17 protein-coding genes are annotated in these 16,581 nt (G+C 64.4%); 10 read left to right on the forward strand and 7 right to left on the reverse strand.

All coding sequences use genetic code 11. The features are described 5' to 3' along the window. Nucleotides 1-10: 10 nt before the first annotated feature. Nucleotides 11-868, forward strand: a complete 858-nt coding sequence (locus VF673_RS01820) for an alpha/beta fold hydrolase (protein WP_440290666.1) — start codon at nt 11-13, stop codon at nt 866-868. A gap of 112 nt (nt 869-980) precedes the next feature. After that, a complete protein-coding gene (locus tag VF673_RS01825) occupies nt 981-1,814 on the forward strand; it encodes a DUF4892 domain-containing protein (protein WP_273124607.1) in 834 nt (277 codons plus the stop codon). Nucleotides 1,815-1,849: 35 nt separating this feature from the next. Here the strand turns inward: VF673_RS01825 and VF673_RS01830 are convergent, their stop codons facing one another. Beyond that, the gene (locus VF673_RS01830; RefSeq protein ID WP_440290667.1) at nt 1,850-4,297 is read right to left on the reverse strand and encodes a penicillin acylase family protein; all 2,448 of its coding nucleotides are present in this window, start codon (nt 4,295-4,297) and stop codon (nt 1,850-1,852) included. A 94-nt stretch (nt 4,298-4,391) separates the two neighbouring features. Here VF673_RS01830 and VF673_RS01835 point away from each other — a divergent pair, with 94 nt between their 5' ends. Then, nucleotides 4,392-5,387 (forward strand): patatin-like phospholipase family protein, encoded by a 996-nt coding sequence (locus tag VF673_RS01835; RefSeq protein ID WP_090538517.1) that lies wholly within the window; start codon nt 4,392-4,394, stop codon nt 5,385-5,387. On the opposite strand, the gene VF673_RS01840 is transcribed toward VF673_RS01835, so the two are convergent. The 3 genes from VF673_RS01840 to VF673_RS01850 form a co-directional block, all read right to left on the reverse strand. Continuing rightward, nucleotides 5,384-5,956, reverse strand: coding sequence for a Smr/MutS family protein (locus tag VF673_RS01840; RefSeq protein WP_273124614.1), 573 nt, complete (start codon nt 5,954-5,956; stop codon nt 5,384-5,386). The two genes, VF673_RS01835 and VF673_RS01840, sit on opposite strands and share 4 nt — an antisense overlap. 64 nt (nt 5,957-6,020) lie before the next feature. Then, nucleotides 6,021-6,794, reverse strand: a complete 774-nt coding sequence (locus tag VF673_RS01845; protein ID WP_090538519.1) for a hypothetical protein — start codon at nt 6,792-6,794, stop codon at nt 6,021-6,023. 54 nt (nt 6,795-6,848) lie between these two features. After that, complete coding sequence (locus VF673_RS01850) at nt 6,849-7,646, reverse strand: TSUP family transporter (RefSeq protein ID WP_273124619.1); 798 nt, start codon at nt 7,644-7,646, stop codon at nt 6,849-6,851. Nucleotides 7,647-7,744: 98 nt separating this feature from the next. Between VF673_RS01850 and aroC the strand changes: the two genes are divergently transcribed. The 4 genes from aroC to VF673_RS01870 are packed head-to-tail and all read left to right on the forward strand — an operon-like array spanning nt 7,745 to nt 11,000. Beyond that, on the forward strand, nt 7,745-8,836 hold the full coding sequence (aroC, locus tag VF673_RS01855; protein WP_090538520.1) for a chorismate synthase: 1,092 nt from the start codon (nt 7,745-7,747) through the stop codon (nt 8,834-8,836). Nucleotides 8,837-8,875: 39 nt separating this feature from the next. Continuing rightward, complete coding sequence (locus VF673_RS01860; protein WP_090538521.1) at nt 8,876-10,018, forward strand: MFS transporter; 1,143 nt, start codon at nt 8,876-8,878, stop codon at nt 10,016-10,018. Nucleotides 10,019-10,053: 35 nt separating this feature from the next. Then, the gene (locus tag VF673_RS01865) at nt 10,054-10,239 is read left to right on the forward strand and encodes a hypothetical protein (RefSeq protein WP_440290668.1); all 186 of its coding nucleotides are present in this window, start codon (nt 10,054-10,056) and stop codon (nt 10,237-10,239) included. After that, nucleotides 10,236-11,000 (forward strand): SDR family oxidoreductase, encoded by a 765-nt coding sequence (locus VF673_RS01870; protein ID WP_090538523.1) that lies wholly within the window; start codon nt 10,236-10,238, stop codon nt 10,998-11,000. Before VF673_RS01865 ends, VF673_RS01870 begins: the two co-directional genes overlap by 4 nt. Nucleotides 11,001-11,032: 32 nt before the next feature. On the opposite strand, the gene VF673_RS01875 is transcribed toward VF673_RS01870, so the two are convergent. After that, complete coding sequence (locus VF673_RS01875) at nt 11,033-11,806, reverse strand: ferredoxin--NADP reductase (protein WP_090538524.1); 774 nt, start codon at nt 11,804-11,806, stop codon at nt 11,033-11,035. A 108-nt stretch (nt 11,807-11,914) separates the two neighbouring features. Here VF673_RS01875 and VF673_RS01880 point away from each other — a divergent pair, with 108 nt between their 5' ends. Beyond that, nucleotides 11,915-12,817 carry a LysR family transcriptional regulator gene (locus VF673_RS01880; RefSeq protein WP_440290669.1) on the forward strand — a complete coding sequence of 301 codons (903 nt, stop codon included), beginning with the start codon at nt 11,915-11,917 and terminating at the stop codon, nt 12,815-12,817. A 55-nt stretch (nt 12,818-12,872) separates the two neighbouring features. Here the strand turns inward: VF673_RS01880 and VF673_RS01885 are convergent, their stop codons facing one another. Both VF673_RS01885 and VF673_RS01890 read right to left on the reverse strand, forming a co-directional pair. Further along, complete coding sequence (locus VF673_RS01885) at nt 12,873-13,400, reverse strand: glycine zipper 2TM domain-containing protein (RefSeq protein WP_090538526.1); 528 nt, start codon at nt 13,398-13,400, stop codon at nt 12,873-12,875. 81 nt (nt 13,401-13,481) lie between these two features. Next, nucleotides 13,482-14,363, reverse strand: a complete 882-nt coding sequence (locus VF673_RS01890; RefSeq protein WP_090538527.1) for a LysR family transcriptional regulator — start codon at nt 14,361-14,363, stop codon at nt 13,482-13,484. Nucleotides 14,364-14,478: 115 nt separating this feature from the next. On the opposite strand from VF673_RS01890, the gene leuC reads away from it, so the two are divergent. Beyond that, the gene (gene leuC / locus VF673_RS01895) at nt 14,479-15,912 is read left to right on the forward strand and encodes a 3-isopropylmalate dehydratase large subunit (RefSeq protein WP_440290670.1); all 1,434 of its coding nucleotides are present in this window, start codon (nt 14,479-14,481) and stop codon (nt 15,910-15,912) included. Beyond that, nucleotides 15,909-16,556, forward strand: coding sequence for a 3-isopropylmalate dehydratase small subunit (gene leuD / locus VF673_RS01900; protein WP_090538529.1), 648 nt, complete (start codon nt 15,909-15,911; stop codon nt 16,554-16,556). The genes leuC and leuD overlap by 4 nt, the downstream gene beginning before the upstream one ends. The last annotated feature ends 25 nt before the right edge of the window (nt 16,557-16,581 follow it).

Consider the following 16,581-nt stretch of genomic DNA (forward strand, 5'->3'; position numbering starts at 1 on the left):
AACGGACATCATGGGAAGTCATGAAATACGCTTCAGCCTGCCCGCCATCGAAATCGCGGGCAAGGTGTGGGGAAAGCCGGGGGAGCTTCCGGTCATCGGCCTGCATGGCTGGCTGGACAATGCCGCCACCTTCGACCGCATAGGGCCACAGCTCAACAACGTGCATCTGGTGGCGCTGGATCTGCCCGGCCATGGGCTGTCGGGGCATCTGCCCGCTGGCGGCTACAGCCTCTGGCAGCAGGCGGCGACGGTGCTGCAGGTGGCGGATGAGCTGGGCTGGAAACGCTTTGCGCTGCTCGGCCATTCCATGGGCGGCATCATCAGCTGCATCCTCTCCGGCAGCCTGCCGGACCGGGTCATAGGCGCGGCCATGATCGACGGCATTCTGCCGGTCACCGGCGAGGCCCGGGATGCGCCGGCGCAGATGGCGCGATTCTTCCAGGCCAGCCAGGCGCTGGCGCACAAGCGCAAGCCGATCTACGACAGCCTGGATAAGGCGGTCACGGCCCGGGTGCTGGGGGGCGCCTCGCGCATCTCCCGCGATGCCGCCGCCTGCCTGGCGGAGCGGGGGTTGATGCCGGAGCAGGGCGGCTGGACCTGGCGCACCGACCCCCAGCTGATGCTGCCCTCACCCATGCGTCTGACTGCCGAGCACGCGGTGGCCTTTGCCGAGGCCATCACGACACCTACCTGCCTGGTCCTGGCCAGCGAGGGGGTGATGGCAAGGCGCGAGCTGCTGCTGGAGCGGATCGACAGTTTCGAGCATATCCAGACCCATCGCCTCGAGGGCGGGCACCATCTGCACCTGGAGGAAGCGGCGCCGGCGGTTGCAACAATTATCGACACCTTTTTCCGCAGTCTCACTTGACCCTCGCAGGCGGCTGGGCAAGTCTGGGGGAGCGGGACAAACCCGGTCCCCACAGCACATGGATCACGATCGGGACCGCTGCATACCCGAGCCCCCTGGATGAGGAAATTTGATGCATTTGTCTAACAGGAATCGCCGATGGTGGCGCCGTTCACTGGTCACTGGAGCGCTGCTGGCTGTCGCAGCGACCGGCGCCGGTGCCGCCGAAGGCCTGGCGATCGAACCTTTCCCCCGCGCCGAAGTGGCTCGGGAGCGCGTGCAGCAGGCCAGCGAACACCGGGTGGTCATCGGCAATATCCGCAGGATCAACAATCAGGTGCGCGCCGAGCGGGAGCTGCAGGTGGTTGGCGAGCTGATCCGCGTGTCCTGGCGCATCCCCGCCGGTCACAGTGCCCGTGAGGCACTGGGATATGCGGTTGAGCAGCTGCAGCAGCATCCGCACACCACGCTGTTCTTCTGCGAGGGCAGGGAGTGCGGCAGCAGCAGTCTCTGGGCCAATCAGGTGCTGGATTATTCCCGGCTCTACGGGCCGGAGGACAACCAGCTGTATCTGGCCCTGCGCCTGGATGATCAGCCCCAGCGCTTCATCAGCCTCTATGCCATTACCCGGGGCAACCAGCAGGTCTACCTGCACATGGATCAGCTGACCCCCGAGCAGCCGGTGACCGAGGTGCTCTATCCCACGGCAGCGACCCTGGGCAAGATACTCAATGCGGAGAATGAACTGCTGCTGCCGGATGCCTCCGTCGGGGACGACGAGCAGGCCGCGGCCTGGCTGGATCTGGTGACCCGCATGCTGCGCTCGGATATCCGGCTGCGGGTTCAGGTAGATGGCGCGCGGGCCCCGGAGTTCGTCGAGGGGCTGGTGGAAAGGGGTATCAGCAGCCAGCGCCTGGACATCGGCAAGCCCGAGCCGGCTGGCAGCATTCGCCTGGAGAAGCGCTGACTCCTCGGGCGATCCCTGCCCCCGTCAGGCTGCGCCTACTTGCGTCGGCGCGGCTTCAGCACCAGTCGATCGGGTAGAGCCTGAATGCCCAGCCAGTCGAACAGCTGCGCGCGGTAGTTGCCCTGGGCAAACAGCTGCGCCTGATCGGCATAGTGGCGGTCCAGCGGGTTGCCGGACTGGCCCATGGGGCTGATGCCCAGCGAGGCGGCCGGCTCGGCCAGGTCGATCAGGCGGCGGGTCGAGGGGCCGGCGATGACGTCGTACTGCGCCCCGCCGAGATTGAATACCATGTTGTTCAGACTGCCCGTGGTGCCGTTGATGGCTACCCGTTCGCTGTTCAGTCGACCGCCCAGAGGCAGCTTGTCCGCCAGCGGGTGCTTGTGCTGCAGGCTGGCCAGCTGGTCCCAGGTCCATTTCTGCGGGTCGTTGCCCAGGGCGTCGCTCAGGGACTCCAGTGTCCGTACCCAGGCCTGCTCGATGGAAGCCTGACGGCCGTCCATGCTCGGCTGCTGCCGGTTGTCCCACCAGGGAGAGGCGGGCTTCCAGTAGAGGCTGGCGAGCGACTTGCGGGCCATGAAGGTGTCGCGGAAGTGGCTGTAATGCTCACCCAGTTCGTCGGCGAACAGGGCTTCCATCAGGTTGTCTTCCCAGCGCTGGTAGATGAGCGCGGCGGCGCTGCCCGCCTGGAAATTTCCATCCCAGTCCGTGAGCAGTTGTCGGGCGGCATCCGCCAGGGTGCGCTGCTTCTCCGCAAACAGGCCGTTGTCGAGCAGGGGCAGGGCATCCTTGATCATCGCCAGGGCGTGGGCACGGTGACTGTCCAGCTGCATGGCCTTGAAACGGGAGAAATCGAACTTTTCACCGCCGGCCAGCAGCGCTTCCAGACGCTCGGCACGCTCCGCCGGGGCATAGTAACCGGGCAGGGCGCGGCGCGGGTTGTTGCCCGGGTAGGGGCTGTTGGCGTTGTACAGATAGCCACTGGGCGGGTTGACCAGCCTGGGGTTGGAGGCAAAAGGCTGATAACCGAGAAAGTCATGCTGCCGATTGGCCCCATCGAGCAGGGTGAAGCTGTTGTTGCTCAACGGCCAGCGCTTCAGTCGCCCGGTGGCCCACATGGCAATGTTGTCATCGACGTCGGCATAGATCACGTTGAGCCCCGGTGACCAGTGCATGGCGGCGGCGGCTTCGAACTCCGCGATGCTGGTGGCCCGGGAGTACCGGTAGAAGGCTTCGGTGGAATCGCTGCCCGGGGCCAGGAAGGTCCAGAACAGGCTGACCGGCGGTGTCGGCGTGGCACCTTCGGCCTGGGATGCCAGGACCAGGTCATCGTTGATGATGGGGCCATGCCGGGAACTGCGCAGACGGATGAGCCGGTCCTCCTTGTTGCGCACCTTGATGACCTCCTCGTGCACCTCCAGATCCTGCCAGCGATTGCCGACGCGCACCTGCATCGGGTTGTCCGGATTGACCTGTTCGCGATAGAAGTCGATCTCGTCATTCATCAGCATGGTCAGGCCCCAGGCGTGGTGCGGCGTATGTCCCAGCAGGGGGAAGGGCAGGCCCGCAAGGAAGTGACCGTACACCTCATGTTCCGGGGTGCGGATGTGGGCTTCGTACCACACTGCCGGTACCGCAAAGCCGATATGCGGGTCGTTGGCCAGCAGCGGCTTGCCGCTGGCGCTCAGCTGTCCGCTCACCGCCCAGGCATTGCTGCCGTGGAACTGGCCCACAGGCAGGTAGGACTGCACCTGTGCCAGCTGGTCCAGCAGTGGGGCCAGCGGGGTATCGGTCTGGCCCGGAAGGATCCGTGCCGAACGGCTGGGGGAGGTGTCCGGAAGTCCGGGCAACAGCTCCTGGGCGTGGCGCTCGCCCAGGGTGCCGCGTACATGATCGATGAGCGCGTCGGTACGGAAGGCCTCGGCGAAGGAGTAGGCCATGTAGCCCATTACATGGGCGATATCCTCGGGACTGAAATGATCGGGGCGGGTCAGCAGCAGACGGTACTCCACCGGAATTCGCCCCTGATCGATGTACTGATTGATGCCGTCCTGGTAGGCGAGGATGAGCTGCACATGGGGCTTGTCCGCGTTCTCCCGCAGATACTGGGCGTACTGCCGTGCGTGACGGCTGATGCCCAGGGTGCGAAAGAACTTGTCGGTGGCGTAGCTTTCCTGGCCGAACAGCTCGGACAGGCGGCCACCGCCCACGCGGCGCAGCAGGTCCATCTGGAACAGCCGGTCCTGGGCGTGCAGGTAGCCCAGGGCGCGATAGGCATCCAGATCGTTGCGCGCATCTATGTGCGGTACGCCCCAGGCATCGAAATACACCTGCACCTCTTGCTGCAGGTTCTTCAGACGCAGGCTGCCACTGCGCTGGGCGTCGGCGGTATGCACCAGCCAATGCCCCAGGGCCGCCAGGGCAATGACGATGATGAGCAGTGCGGCAATAATTTTCAGACGGAACAGGGTGCGACGCTGGATCACGGTGTGCCTTGTAGCAGAGAATGACAACGGAACGGGAGATCATGCTGAGAGACTGATCCGTCGTCAATCGGGATTGAAGCAGGGGAGGCAGGAAATGACGAAAAGCGTTGCGCTGGTGCTGGGCAGCGGAGGAGCCAGGGGCTATGCCCATATCGGCGTCATCGAGGAGATCGAACGGCGCGGCTACTCCATCGAGTGCATCGCCGGCTGTTCCATGGGCGCCGTGGTCGGCGGTATCTACGCTGCCGGCGGGCTGCCGGCCTACCGCGACTGGGTGTCCGGACTGGCCTATCTGGATGTGCTGCGGTTGCTGGATTTCGGCTTCGGCAATCTGGGCGCCATCCGCGGCGAGCGCATCTTCGGTCGCATCCACGAGATGCTCGGGGAGATCGATATCGAGGATCTACGCATTCCCTTCACCGCAGTGGCCACGGACCTGACCAACCAGCAGGAGGTATGGTTCCAGCAGGGCTGTCTGCACCAGGCAATGCGCGCCTCGGCGGCCATTCCCAGTCTGTTTGCGCCGGTACGCCAGGGCAGCCGGGTGCTGGTGGACGGTGGCCTGCTCAACCCCCTGCCGATCAATCCGGTGGTGTCGGCGCACTGCGACCTGATCATGGCGGTCAATCTCAACGCCAGCTCCAACGGTTACACGCTGCCGGTCATCCCCCGCCCGGCGCCGATCCGCCAGCAGCTTGAGGGCTGGATGGACTCCCTGCGTCTGCGCAATCTGCTCAGCTGGCACAGCGAGGAAGAAGAGGGTGAGACGCTGCAGAAGCTCGAGTATCAGGCCGAGGACGAACCGGTGGCCAGGGCGGTCGAGCGGCGCAGCGAAGACGAGGGCAAACCGGTGCGCACGGACATCCAGGTCGGTCCGGCGAGCATGCTGGAGTTGATCAACCTGTCGTTCGAGACCATGCAGACCTCACTGACGCGCTACAAGATCGCCGGGTATCCTCCGGATGTCGTTTTCGACGTGCCCAAGCGCCTGTGCCGCTTCTTCGAATTCCAGCGGGCGCCGGAGCTGATCGAACTCGGACGCATCGTCGCCCGGGACACCCTGGACCGCTTCGAGGCCGGTGAGCACTAGTCGTCGCGGCCTTCCAGCATTTCCCGGCGCAGCAGTACGTATACCGAACCCGTACCGCCATGGCGGGGCAGGCACGAGGTGAAGGCCAGTACCTTGGGGTGCTGGCGCAGCCAGGTGTTCACATGGCTCTTGAGAATGGGCTTGCGACCGTCCTTGCGCTGGGCCTTGCCGTGGGTGATGCGCACGCAGCGCACCTCGATGCGGGTCGCCTCATCGATGAATTCCCAGAGCAGCTCCCGGGCCCGGTCCACCGTCATGCCGTGCAGGTCGATGCTGCCGTCAAAGGGGATCTGCCCCGATTTCAGCCGGCGCAGCTGGCCGTCCTGCACTCCGTTGGCGGCCCAGGCCAGCTCCTCTTCGGGATGGACATCGATAACGAACTGGTCGGACAACCCGTCCACCCGAATGGCCTGCTTGCCCTCGACGGCACGCGCTCGACGGCTCTGCAGCTGGGCAGGGTCCACGCGGGGTTTGCCGGTATCGGCCTGATCGACCTGAATGGGTCTGACGCCCTGGGTAGCCTGGCGGAACAGCTCCAGTTCGTCGGCGTCGTCCTGATCCTGGTTCATGGAAAGATCTGCCCTGTGCAACGGAATCGAGGCAGGCAGTTTACCAGTTGATGTTCCGTGCTGCTCAGCGCAGTACCACCCACAGCAGCATCAGTGCCTGGAAGATGGAAAACACGATCAGGCAGCCGATGGCGAAGCGGTGTCCCAGGTCGTTGCGCTGGTATTCTTCCAGGCGCGCCTGCAGGGTGGTGATCTGTGCCAGCTGCTGGCGGTTCTGGGTTTCCTGCTCGCGCAACTGCTGCAGCAGCTCACCGACATGCAGGCGCTGGACGCGCTCGACATTCCAGCTGGCGACCAGATCGCCGACCCGGTTGGCCTGAGCCTTGCCCTGGGTGCGACCCTCGTCATTGTAGGACTGATGGAATCCGGCGCGCTTGAGCAGACGTTCACGAATCTGGCGGGCTTCACCATCGGCAACCTCGGCGGCATGCAGGGTGATGGGCGTAACGGCATAGTCGGCGTACTTGCGCTGTGCCCAGTCGATCAGCTGTGCCAGCAGGAAACCGCCCACGCCCCGCTGCGCCGGGAAGATGCGCAGGCCCTGAAGGGGGCCGAAACGCACCCGCTGGTGGCGGTGGTCCACCAGCATTTCCATATAATTGGTGCCCGGCGGCACGCTGTCTTCCTCGATGCGCAGCTCCAGACGTAGCAACTCCAGGCTGGCAACCCGCTCATGGGTCACGGCGACCTGCGCCAGCCGTTCGCCATGCAGCATCAGCCGCCCCTTGTACACCGGCTTGAGCTGAATCCAGTAATACTCCGAGGGGCGCGCGTGGGCGAAGGGGTCCCGCGGGGGAGCGGGTTCCTGGGCCGGGCTGTGAGGCTGATCGTCGGACATGGTTTTCCTTCCTGAATACCTGCTGTATCGGTAGTCTGGTGCAGATCTTGAATCTTATCCTGCCAGCAGCGCCTGCCACACCAGCCGCAACGCCAGCAGGGTCAGCAGCAGGTTGAAGATCAGGGTGAAACGCCGATCATTCAGACGCCGCAGCAACCGCAGCCCCAGCCAGGTGCCGACCGCACCGGAGAGGATCATCAATACTATCAGTCCCAGCCAGTCGGCGAAGACGAAGCCGGCGGCACCATAGATGATCGCCTTGGGCGCATGCTGCAGGCACATGGCGGCAGCGAAGGTGGCCACCGTGGAGAAGCGTTCGCCTTTCTGCTGCTGCTTGACGAAGGCGGCCACCAGCGGCCCCGTGGCCCCCACGAACAGACTGATGAAGGTGGTGATCGCCGCCGCCACAAGGGTGCCGACGGCGCTGGTGGCAATGCGGGGGATCGGCGGACCCCAGCACAGCAGCAGAATGAAGGCGGCGATGCACAGCTGAACCAGGGCCAGCGGCAATTCGACCAGAAACAGGCTGCCCAGCCAGGCGCCGAGCAGGGCGCCGGGGGCGAACCAGAGAATGAGTCGCAGGTTGATGTGTCGCAGCGTCATGCTGGCGCGACTGATGTTCGAGCCCAGCTGGACCATCCCGTGTACCGGGATGATCGCTGCCGGCGGCAGGGCCACTGCCATCACCGCCAGCAGCAAGACGCCGCCGCCGATACCCAGCGAAGCGGTGACGGCCGAGGTCAGCGCCGATACGGCAATCAGCATCAGGCTGGTCAGCGCAGGCAGGTCGGCGGGCAGCACCTCGGTCAGTAGCGGCATCAGCTGATGTTCGTTGGCCAGTGGTAGCGGCATTGTACAGGAGCCGATTCCTGCGCGCAGTCCGCACTGTCACCGGAACGGACGGGGGGCTATAATCGGTCTTTTCACTGATTCCGGGATGGAAGGCGCGCATGGCCGGCAATACTCTGGGCACACTCTTTACCGTTACTACCGCTGGCGAGAGCCATGGGCCGGCGCTGGTTGCCATCGTCGATGGCTGCCCCCCTGGGCTGGAGCTGTCGGCAGCGGATCTGCAGAAGGATCTGGACCGGCGCAAGCCGGGCACCAGCCGACACACCACCCAGCGTCAGGAGCCGGACGAGGTCGAGATCCTCTCCGGCGTGTTCGAGGGGCGCACCACCGGCTGCCCGATCGGTCTGCTGATCCGCAATACCGACCAGAAGTCCAAGGACTACTCGGCCATCCAGAACCTGTTCCGTCCGGCCCACGCGGATTACACCTACCACCACAAATACGGCATCCGCGACTATCGTGGCGGCGGCCGCTCCTCGGCCCGGGAAACCGCCATGCGGGTGGCGGCCGGTGCCATTGCCCGCAAGTATCTGGCTACCCAGGGCATTCAGGTGCGCGGTTACATGAGCCAGCTGGGACCGATCGAGATCCCGTTCCGCAGCTGGGAAGCGGTGGAGCAGAATGCCTTCTTCAGCCCCGACCCGGACAAGGTGCCGGAGCTGGAAGCCTACATGGATCAGCTGCGCCGTGATCAGGACTCGGTCGGGGCGAAGATCACCGTGATTGCCGAGGGCGTGCCGCCGGGGTTGGGCGAGCCGGTATTCGATCGGCTGGATGCCGAGCTGGCCTACGCGCTGATGAGCATCAACGCGGTCAAGGGTGTGGAGATCGGCGCCGGCTTTGCCTCTGTCGCCCAGCGCGGTACCGAACACCGTGACGAGCTGACCCTGGAGGGCTTTACCAGCAACAACGCCGGCGGCGTGCTGGGCGGTATCTCCTCCGGTCAGCCGATTGTCGCCCATCTGGCGCTCAAGCCCACTTCGAGCATCACCACCCCGGGCCGTTCCATCGATCTGCATGGCAATCCGGTGGAGGTGGTGACCAAGGGGCGCCACGACCCTTGCGTCGGTATCCGCGCTACGCCCATTGCCGAGGCGATGATGGCGCTGGTGCTGATGGATCACCTGCTGCGCCATCGGGCACAGAATGCCGATGTGCAGGTGTATACCCCGGTACTGGGTCAGCTCTGACCGCGTCCGTGATCCGACAGCGGCGGCGGGAGCGCTGAGATGCTGCCGTACTGGCGGCTGTCGGGTTTCTATTTCTGCTACTTCGCCCTGCTCGGCGGAGTAGCGCCGTTCCTTTCCCTGTACTTCCATTACCTGGGTTTCAGCGCCGCCAGAATCGGCGAGCTGGTGGCCATCCCGCTGCTGATGCGCTGCCTGGCGCCCAACCTCTGGGGTTGGCTGGGCGACCGCAGCGGCCGGCGGCTGCTGATCGTGCGCCTGGGTGCGTTGCTCACGGCGCTGAGCTTCAGTGCCATTCTCTGGCGTCAGGACTACCTGTGGCTGGCGCTGGTGATGGCGCTGCACAGCTTCTTCTGGCACGCCATCCTGCCCCAGTTCGAGACCATCACGCTGGCCCACCTGGGTGCCCAATCGGCGCGCTACAGCCAGGTGCGGCTGTGGGGCTCGGTGGGCTTCATTCTCGCGGTGGTGCTGCTGGGTATGCTGCTTGAGCACTATTCGCTGGCAGCCTATCCGCCGGCCATGCTGGGCATCATGTGCGGCATCTTTGTGTGCAGCCTGCTGGTGCCCCCGGTGCCGACAGGATCGGCGCCGGGGGCGGGCGGTTCGCTGGCCGGCTTTGTCCATCAGCTGCGCCAGCCCGGCGTATCCGTGTTCTTCCTCAGCGCAGCCCTGATGCAGCTGTCCCACGGGCCTTACTACACCTTCCTGACCCTGCACCTGGAAGCGCTGGGCTATGCCCGCGGCTGGATCGGGGCCCTGTGGGCGCTGGGGGTGATCGCCGAGATTGTGCTGTTTCTGCTGATGGCTCGGCTGCTGGCGCGCTTTTCCCTGAAGCAGCTGCTGGTGGCCAGCTTTGTCCTGGCGGCGCTGCGCTGGCTGCTGCTCGGCTGGTTGGCGGCGGATCTGCCACTGCTGCTGTCTGCCCAACTGCTGCACGCTGCTACTTTCGGCTGCTTCCATGTCACTGCAGTGCACCTGGTGCAGCGCAGCTTCGGCAGTGAACACCAGGGGCAGGGACAGGCGCTGTATGCCACCCTGTCCGGCTGCGGCGGTGCGCTGGGGGCGCTCTACGCCGGTTACAGCTGGAACTCGCTGGGCGCCGGCTGGACCTTCACCCTGGCCAGTCTGGCCGCGGCTGCGGCGGCGCTGCTGCTGTGGCGGCGTCTGCCAGCCAGGGTCTGAGGCTGGGCTATAGTGGTGAGCACGGAGGTGGCGTAATGAATACCAACTTCATGCTGGTGGCTGCGTTCATGGTGCTTCTGCTGCTTGTCCTGTCAGCAATCAGCAGCATCGCGGCCAGCGATATCGGGCGCAGGGCCAAGGTGCGCTGGATAGTGCTGGTGGCGCTGGTACCGCTGCTCGGCTTGGGAATCTGGTGGCTACGGGGGCCGAAACGATCATGAGTGAACTGGAGCAGACCCGGGTGGCGCTGGTGACCGGTGCCGCCCGGGGAATCGGCAAGGGAGTTGCCGTCAGCCTGCTGCGCGCGGGCTGGGATCTGGTGCTGGGGGATGTGGATGAGGCGACCGGGCTGGCCACCGCCGAGGAGCTGGCGCGGCTGGGCAATGTCGAGTTCGTCGCACTGGATGTGGCCGATGAGGCCAGTGTGCAGGCGGCGCTGGAGCAGATCGAGGAAGACTTCGGCCGGCTGGACGCCGTGGTCAACAACGCCGGGCTGTCCGATCCGGATACCGGCCCGCTGGAACAGCTGAGTCTGGCCGACTGGAACCGCATGCTGGCGGTCAATCTCACCGGGGCATTTCTGGTCTCCCGGGCCAGCATCCCGCTGCTGCGCGAGAGCCGTGGGGCCATTGTCAATATCGCCTCGACCCGGGCGCTGCAGTCGGAAGTGAATACCGAGGCTTACGCGGCGGCCAAGGGTGGGCTGGTGGCCCTGACCCATGCCATGGCCATCAGCCTGGGGCCGGATATCCGGGTCAATGCGGTCAGTCCCGGTTGGATAGATACCCGCGACAGCGTCCTGCAACGCAGTGATCCGCTGCGGCGGATCGACCACGAGCAGCATGCGGTGGGGAGGGTTGGTCAACCGGCGGATATCGGGGAGCTGGTGGCTTTTCTGCTGAGTCCGGCGGCGGGTTTCATTACCGGGCAGAATCTGGTGGCCGACGGTGGCATGAGTCGGCAGATGCTCTATCGGGAGTAGGCGCCGCTCCGGATGAAGCGGCGCCGGGGGAGTTACTTCTCGACGAAGGCGCGCTCGATGGCATAGTGGCCCTGAATGCCCTGACGGGATTCCTCGAAGCCCCAGCCATCCAGGATGGCGGTCAGGTCCTTGAGCATGGCCGGGCTGCCGCAGAGCATGAAGCGGTCGTCTTCCAGGTTCGGCTTCGGCAGGCCGATGTCCTCGAACAGCTTGCCGCTGGTCATCAGATCGGACAGGCGCCCCTCGTTGCGGTAGGGCTCGCGGGTCACGGTCGGGTAGTAGATCAGCTGTTCACGCACCTGCTCGCCGAAGTACTCGTTGTTCGGCAGCTGCTGGGTAATCAGATCCTGATAGGCCAGCTCGCGCACCCAGCGGCAACCGTGGGTCAGGATCACCTTGTCGAAGCGCTCGTAGGTTTCCGGGTCCTGGATGATGCTGATGAAGGGCGCCAGACCGGTGCCGGTGCTCAGCAGGTACAGGTTGCGGCCCGACAGCACGTTGTCCAGAACCAGGGTGCCGGTGGGTTTGCTGCTGACGATGATGTTGTCACCTACCTGGATGTGCTGCAGGCGCGAGGTCAGCGGGCCGTCCGGCACCTTGATGCTGTAGAACTCCATGGTGTCCTCGTAATTCGGGCTCGCGATACTGTAGGCGCGCATCAGCGGGCGACCCTCGACTTCCAGACCTATCATGATGAAATGGCCGTTCTTGAAGCGCAGACCCGGATCACGGGTGGTCTTGAAGGTGAACAGGGTGTCGGTCCAGTGATGTACGCTGAGGACAGTTTCGGTTCTGAATTTGGACATCGCGACAAGGCTCTCCAGGGATGAATCGGGATTTGCCGGCATTCTACTGCCGGGCTAATCTACCGGTTAAGTGATTTATTTTAATTTGCTTATCCGGGAAAACCGATAATGAAATACACGCTCCGCCAGCTGGAAGTCTTTCTCGCAACGGCTTACCACGAGAACCTCACCCGCGCGGCAGAGAGCCTGGCGATGTCCCAGTCCGCAGCCAGCAGCGCGCTGCGCGATCTGGAGGGGCAGTTCAACGTTCAGCTGTTCGATCGTATCGGGAAGAGACTGCAGCTCAACGAGCTGGGCCGCAGCATCCGACCCAGGGCTCAGGCGCTGTTGGAGCAGGCCCAGGGGCTCGAGGCGGCTCTGGCGGGGGGCGAGGAGATCGGGCACCTGCGGGTCGGGGCGACCATGAGCATCGGCAACTACATTGCGGTGGGCATCATGACCCGCTACATGCTCGAGCAACCCGGCGCCCGGGTCGAACTGGAAGTCGCCAATACCTCCACCATAGTGCGCAAGCTGGCCAACTTCGAACTGGATCTGGGGATGATCGAGGGGGAGAACCTGCACCCGGATCTGAAGATGCTCTACTGGAAGGAGGACGAGCTGGTAGTGTTCTGCGCTCCCGACCATGAACTGGCCGGCAAGCCCTGGCTGACCGACGAGGACCTGCTGCAGGCCGAATGGATAGTTCGCGAGCCGGGGTCGGGAACGCGGCAGAACTTCGAATGGGCACTGCACGGCATCCTGCCGCAGCTCAATATCAAGCTCGAGCTGCAGCACACCGAGGCCATCAAGCGTGCAGTCGAGGCCGGGCTCGGGGTGGGGTGCCTGTCAGCCATCACCCTGGGCGATGCCTTTCGCCGGGGGACCCTGGTGCCCCTCCCGGTGCCGCACCGTGATTTCAAGCGGGGATTGTACTTCGTGCGTCACCGCAACAAGTTCATCAGCGCGGGCATGCGTCGCTGGCTGGAACTGTGTCGGGAGTCGCAGCCGGATTTCGAGGCGGGTGACTGACAGGGGCGAGCAGGGAGGTTGCACCACCCGGCAGAACCGGGTGGCGCAGGAGGCATCAGAGCACCAGCTCACCGTCCTGCAGCGGGATGCGGTCCCCGGGGTGGCGATCCATGCGTACCGAGCCGGTACGCTCGCCAATGCGATATTCGACCTGATAGCCGACCACATTTTCCTTGCTGTCGTATACGGTTTCGCAGCGCTGTTCGGTGGTGGTGTAGGTGTTGTTCTGCTGCATGCGCTCCTGGGTCTTGTTGCCCGCATAACCGCCTGCTGCAGCACCTGCCACCGTGGCGATCTTCTTGCCGGAGCCGCCGCCGACCTGGTTACCCAGGACACCACCGATCACGGCACCGGCGACACTGCCAAGCACCTGGTGCTGGTCCTGTACCGGGCGCTGCCGGGTAACGGTGACATCCTGGCAGACCTGGCGGGGAATGCGCTCATTCTCCGTGAGCTCGACCACGTTGAGCACTTCGGCGTGGGTGGGGGCTCGGTCCGACAGCGCGTTGTATCCGGCGATGGCGCCGCCTGCGGTGGCCACGACCGCGCCAATGACTATGCCTGACAACATTGACTTGTTCATACTGATTTCCTGACATCGATTGGCAATTCAGCAGGGGGATTCCCACCTGATGCCTCTATGACCATGGTCATTGCATCAAGTTCACCCCGACTGCATCGCCGATTCCTGCAGCAGCGACATCAGGGCCTGTCCGGCATTGGACAGGGTGCGGCCGCTGTGATGGATGCAACCCAGCTGGCGCTCCAGCTGCACGCCGGGCAGCTGCAGTACGCGAACCTGGGAGTCCAGCATGCTGCGTGGCAGCACGCTCCAGGCCAGACCGATGGATACCAGCATCTTGATGGTCTCCATATAGTTGGTGCTCATGCCGATGCGCGGCTGCAGGTTGTGCTGTTCGAACAGTCTGCCCACCACCTGATGGGTGAAGGTATTGGAGCCGGGAAACACGGCCGGATACTGCGCCAGCTGGCGCAGCTCCAGCTCTCGGGTCTGTCCCAGCGGATGATCCGGAGCGACAACAAACTCCAGAGGGTCGCGCCAGATGCGGGTCGCCACCACCGGCGGGGCTATCTGGGGTGCCAGGGTAATCACCGCCAGTTCGATCTCGCCCTGCAGCACCTTTTCATAGGCCACCTCCGAGTCGAGGAACTGGATGTCCAGTGACACGCCCGGGTAGGCCTTGGTGAAACGGCGCAACACCGGGGGCAGTCGGTGCAGCCCGATGTGGTGACTGGTGCCCAGCTGCAGCCGCCCCTGTACCGTCGCCGACAGGTTGCCCAGTGCCCGCGCCGTGTCCTTGAGCGTATTGATGATCAGCTCCGCACGCGGTCGCAGGGCTCGGCCCGCTTCGGTCAGGTCCACCCGCTTGCCGATGCGATCGAACAAGCGGGCGTCCAGCTGCTGTTCCAGCGTGGCGATGCGCTTGCTGATGGCCGGCTGGGTCAGGTGCAGGCGCTCGGCAGCACGGGAGAAGGACCCGGTGTCGGCCACGGCTAAAAAGGCATCCAGGTTGGCGGTGTCCATAGCGTCATTCCTGATGGTTATCCAAGGTATGAATATAATGAATTTGTTTTATTCTATACCTGCCCGTACCATCCGTGGGGTGATTTATCAGCCATGAGCCTTTCAGGAGACACCCATGTCCGCCAAGACGCTCTACGACAAGTTGTGGGACAACCACCTGGTCAAGCAACGGGATGACGGTTCCGCCCTGTTGTACATCGACCGCCACCTGCTGCATGAGGTGACCTCGCCGCAGGCCTTCGAAGGGCTGCGTCTGGCCGGTCGCAAGCCCTGGCGCATCGATGCCAACCTGGCAACTCCCGACCACAACGTGCCTACCGACAACCGCGCCGCGGGCGTTGCCGGGATCGAGGATGAGGTCTCCAAGCTGCAGGTGGTAACCCTGGACCAGAACTGCGATGACTTCGGCATCCTCGAATTCAAGATGACCGACCGGCGTCAGGGCATCGTGCACGTGGTCGGGCCGGAGCAGGGTGCGACCCTGCCGGGCATGACCATCGTCTGCGGCGACTCCCATACTGCCACCCACGGCGCGTTCGCCGCGCTGGCCCATGGTATCGGCACCTCCGAGGTCGAGCACGTGCTGGCCACCCAGTGTCTGGTGGCCAAGAAGATGAAGAACATGCTGGTCAGGGTCGAAGGCGAGCTCGGCTTCGGCGTGACCGCCAAGGACATCGTGCTGGCGGTGATCGGCAAGATAGGTACCGCCGGCGGCAACGGCCATGCCATCGAGTTCGCCGGCTCGGCGATCCGCAGCCTGTCCATCGAAGGTCGCATGACCGTATGCAACATGGCGATCGAAGCCGGTGCCCGGGTAGGTCTGGTGGCCTGCGACGAGAAAACCATCGCCTACGTCAAGGACCGTCCCTACGCGCCCAAGGGCGAGGACTGGGACCGGGCCGTCGAGGCCTGGCAGGGTCTGGTATCCGATCCCGACGCCCACTTCGACACCGTGGTCGAGCTGGACGCGGCGCAGATCAAGCCACAGGTGTCCTGGGGCACGTCACCGGAGATGGTGGTGCCGGTGGATGCCAGTGTTCCGGACCCCGAACAGCAGGCCGATCCGGTCAAGCGCAGTGGTTATCAGCGAGCCCTGCAGTACATGGGCCTGCAGCCCAACCAGCCGATCACCTCGATTGCGGTCGACCGGGTATTCATCGGCTCCTGCACCAACTCGCGCATCGAGGATCTGCGTGCCGCAGCCGTGGTAGCCAAGGGTCGCAAGGTCGCCGCCAGCGTCAAGCAGGCAATGGTGGTGCCGGGTTCCGGTCTGGTCAAGGAGCAGGCCGAGCGTGAAGGTCTGGATCTGATCTTCAAGGCAGCCGGCTTCGAGTGGCGCGATCCGGGTTGCTCCATGTGTCTGGCCATGAACCCCGATCGTCTGCAGCCGGGCGAGCACTGCGCCTCGACCTCCAACCGCAACTTCGAGGGTCGTCAGGGCAATGGTGGGCGTACCCATCTGGTCAGCCCGGCCATGGCTGCCGCTGCGGCGATTGCCGGCCATTTTGTTGATGTTCGCGAGATGCTCAGAGAGGAGGCGACCGCATGAAGGCCTTTACCACACATACCGGCCTGGTAGCGCCGCTGGATCGGGCCAACGTCGATACCGACCAGATCATTCCCAAGCAGTTTCTGAAGTCGATCAAGCGCACCGGTTTTGGTGCCAACCTGTTCGATGAGTGGCGCTATCTGGATGAGGGCTATCCGGGGCAGGACAACAGCCTGCGTCCGCTGAACCCCGACTTCGTGCTCAACCAGCCCCGCTACCAGGGTGCCAGCGTGCTGCTGGCCCGGGAGAACTTCGGCTGCGGCTCCAGTCGCGAGCATGCGCCCTGGGCGCTGGATGAATACGGCTTCCGCGCGGTACTGGCGCCGAGCTTTGCTGATATCTTCTTCAATAACAGCTTCAAGAATGGTCTGTTACCCATTGTTTTGAAAGAAGAAGAGATCGACGAGCTCTTTGCCCAGGTCGACGCTCAGGAAGGTTATCAGCTGACCGTGGACTTGCAGCAGCAGACCGTCACCCGCCCCGATGGCGTGCAGTACAGCTTCGAGATCGACGAGTTCCGCAAGCATTGCCTGCTCAATGGCCTGGATGACATCGGTCTGACCCTGCAGGACGCCGATGCGATCCGCGCCTTCGAGGAGCGGCACCGTCAGGCCCAGCCCTGGCTGTTTGGCGCCATCAAGTGAGATCAGGGGCCGGGGGCACCGGCCC

The sequence above is a fragment of the Halopseudomonas sp. Lyrl_26 genome (assembly GCF_051948695.1).
GTDB classification, from domain to species: domain Bacteria; phylum Pseudomonadota; class Gammaproteobacteria; order Pseudomonadales; family Pseudomonadaceae; genus Halopseudomonas; species Halopseudomonas formosensis.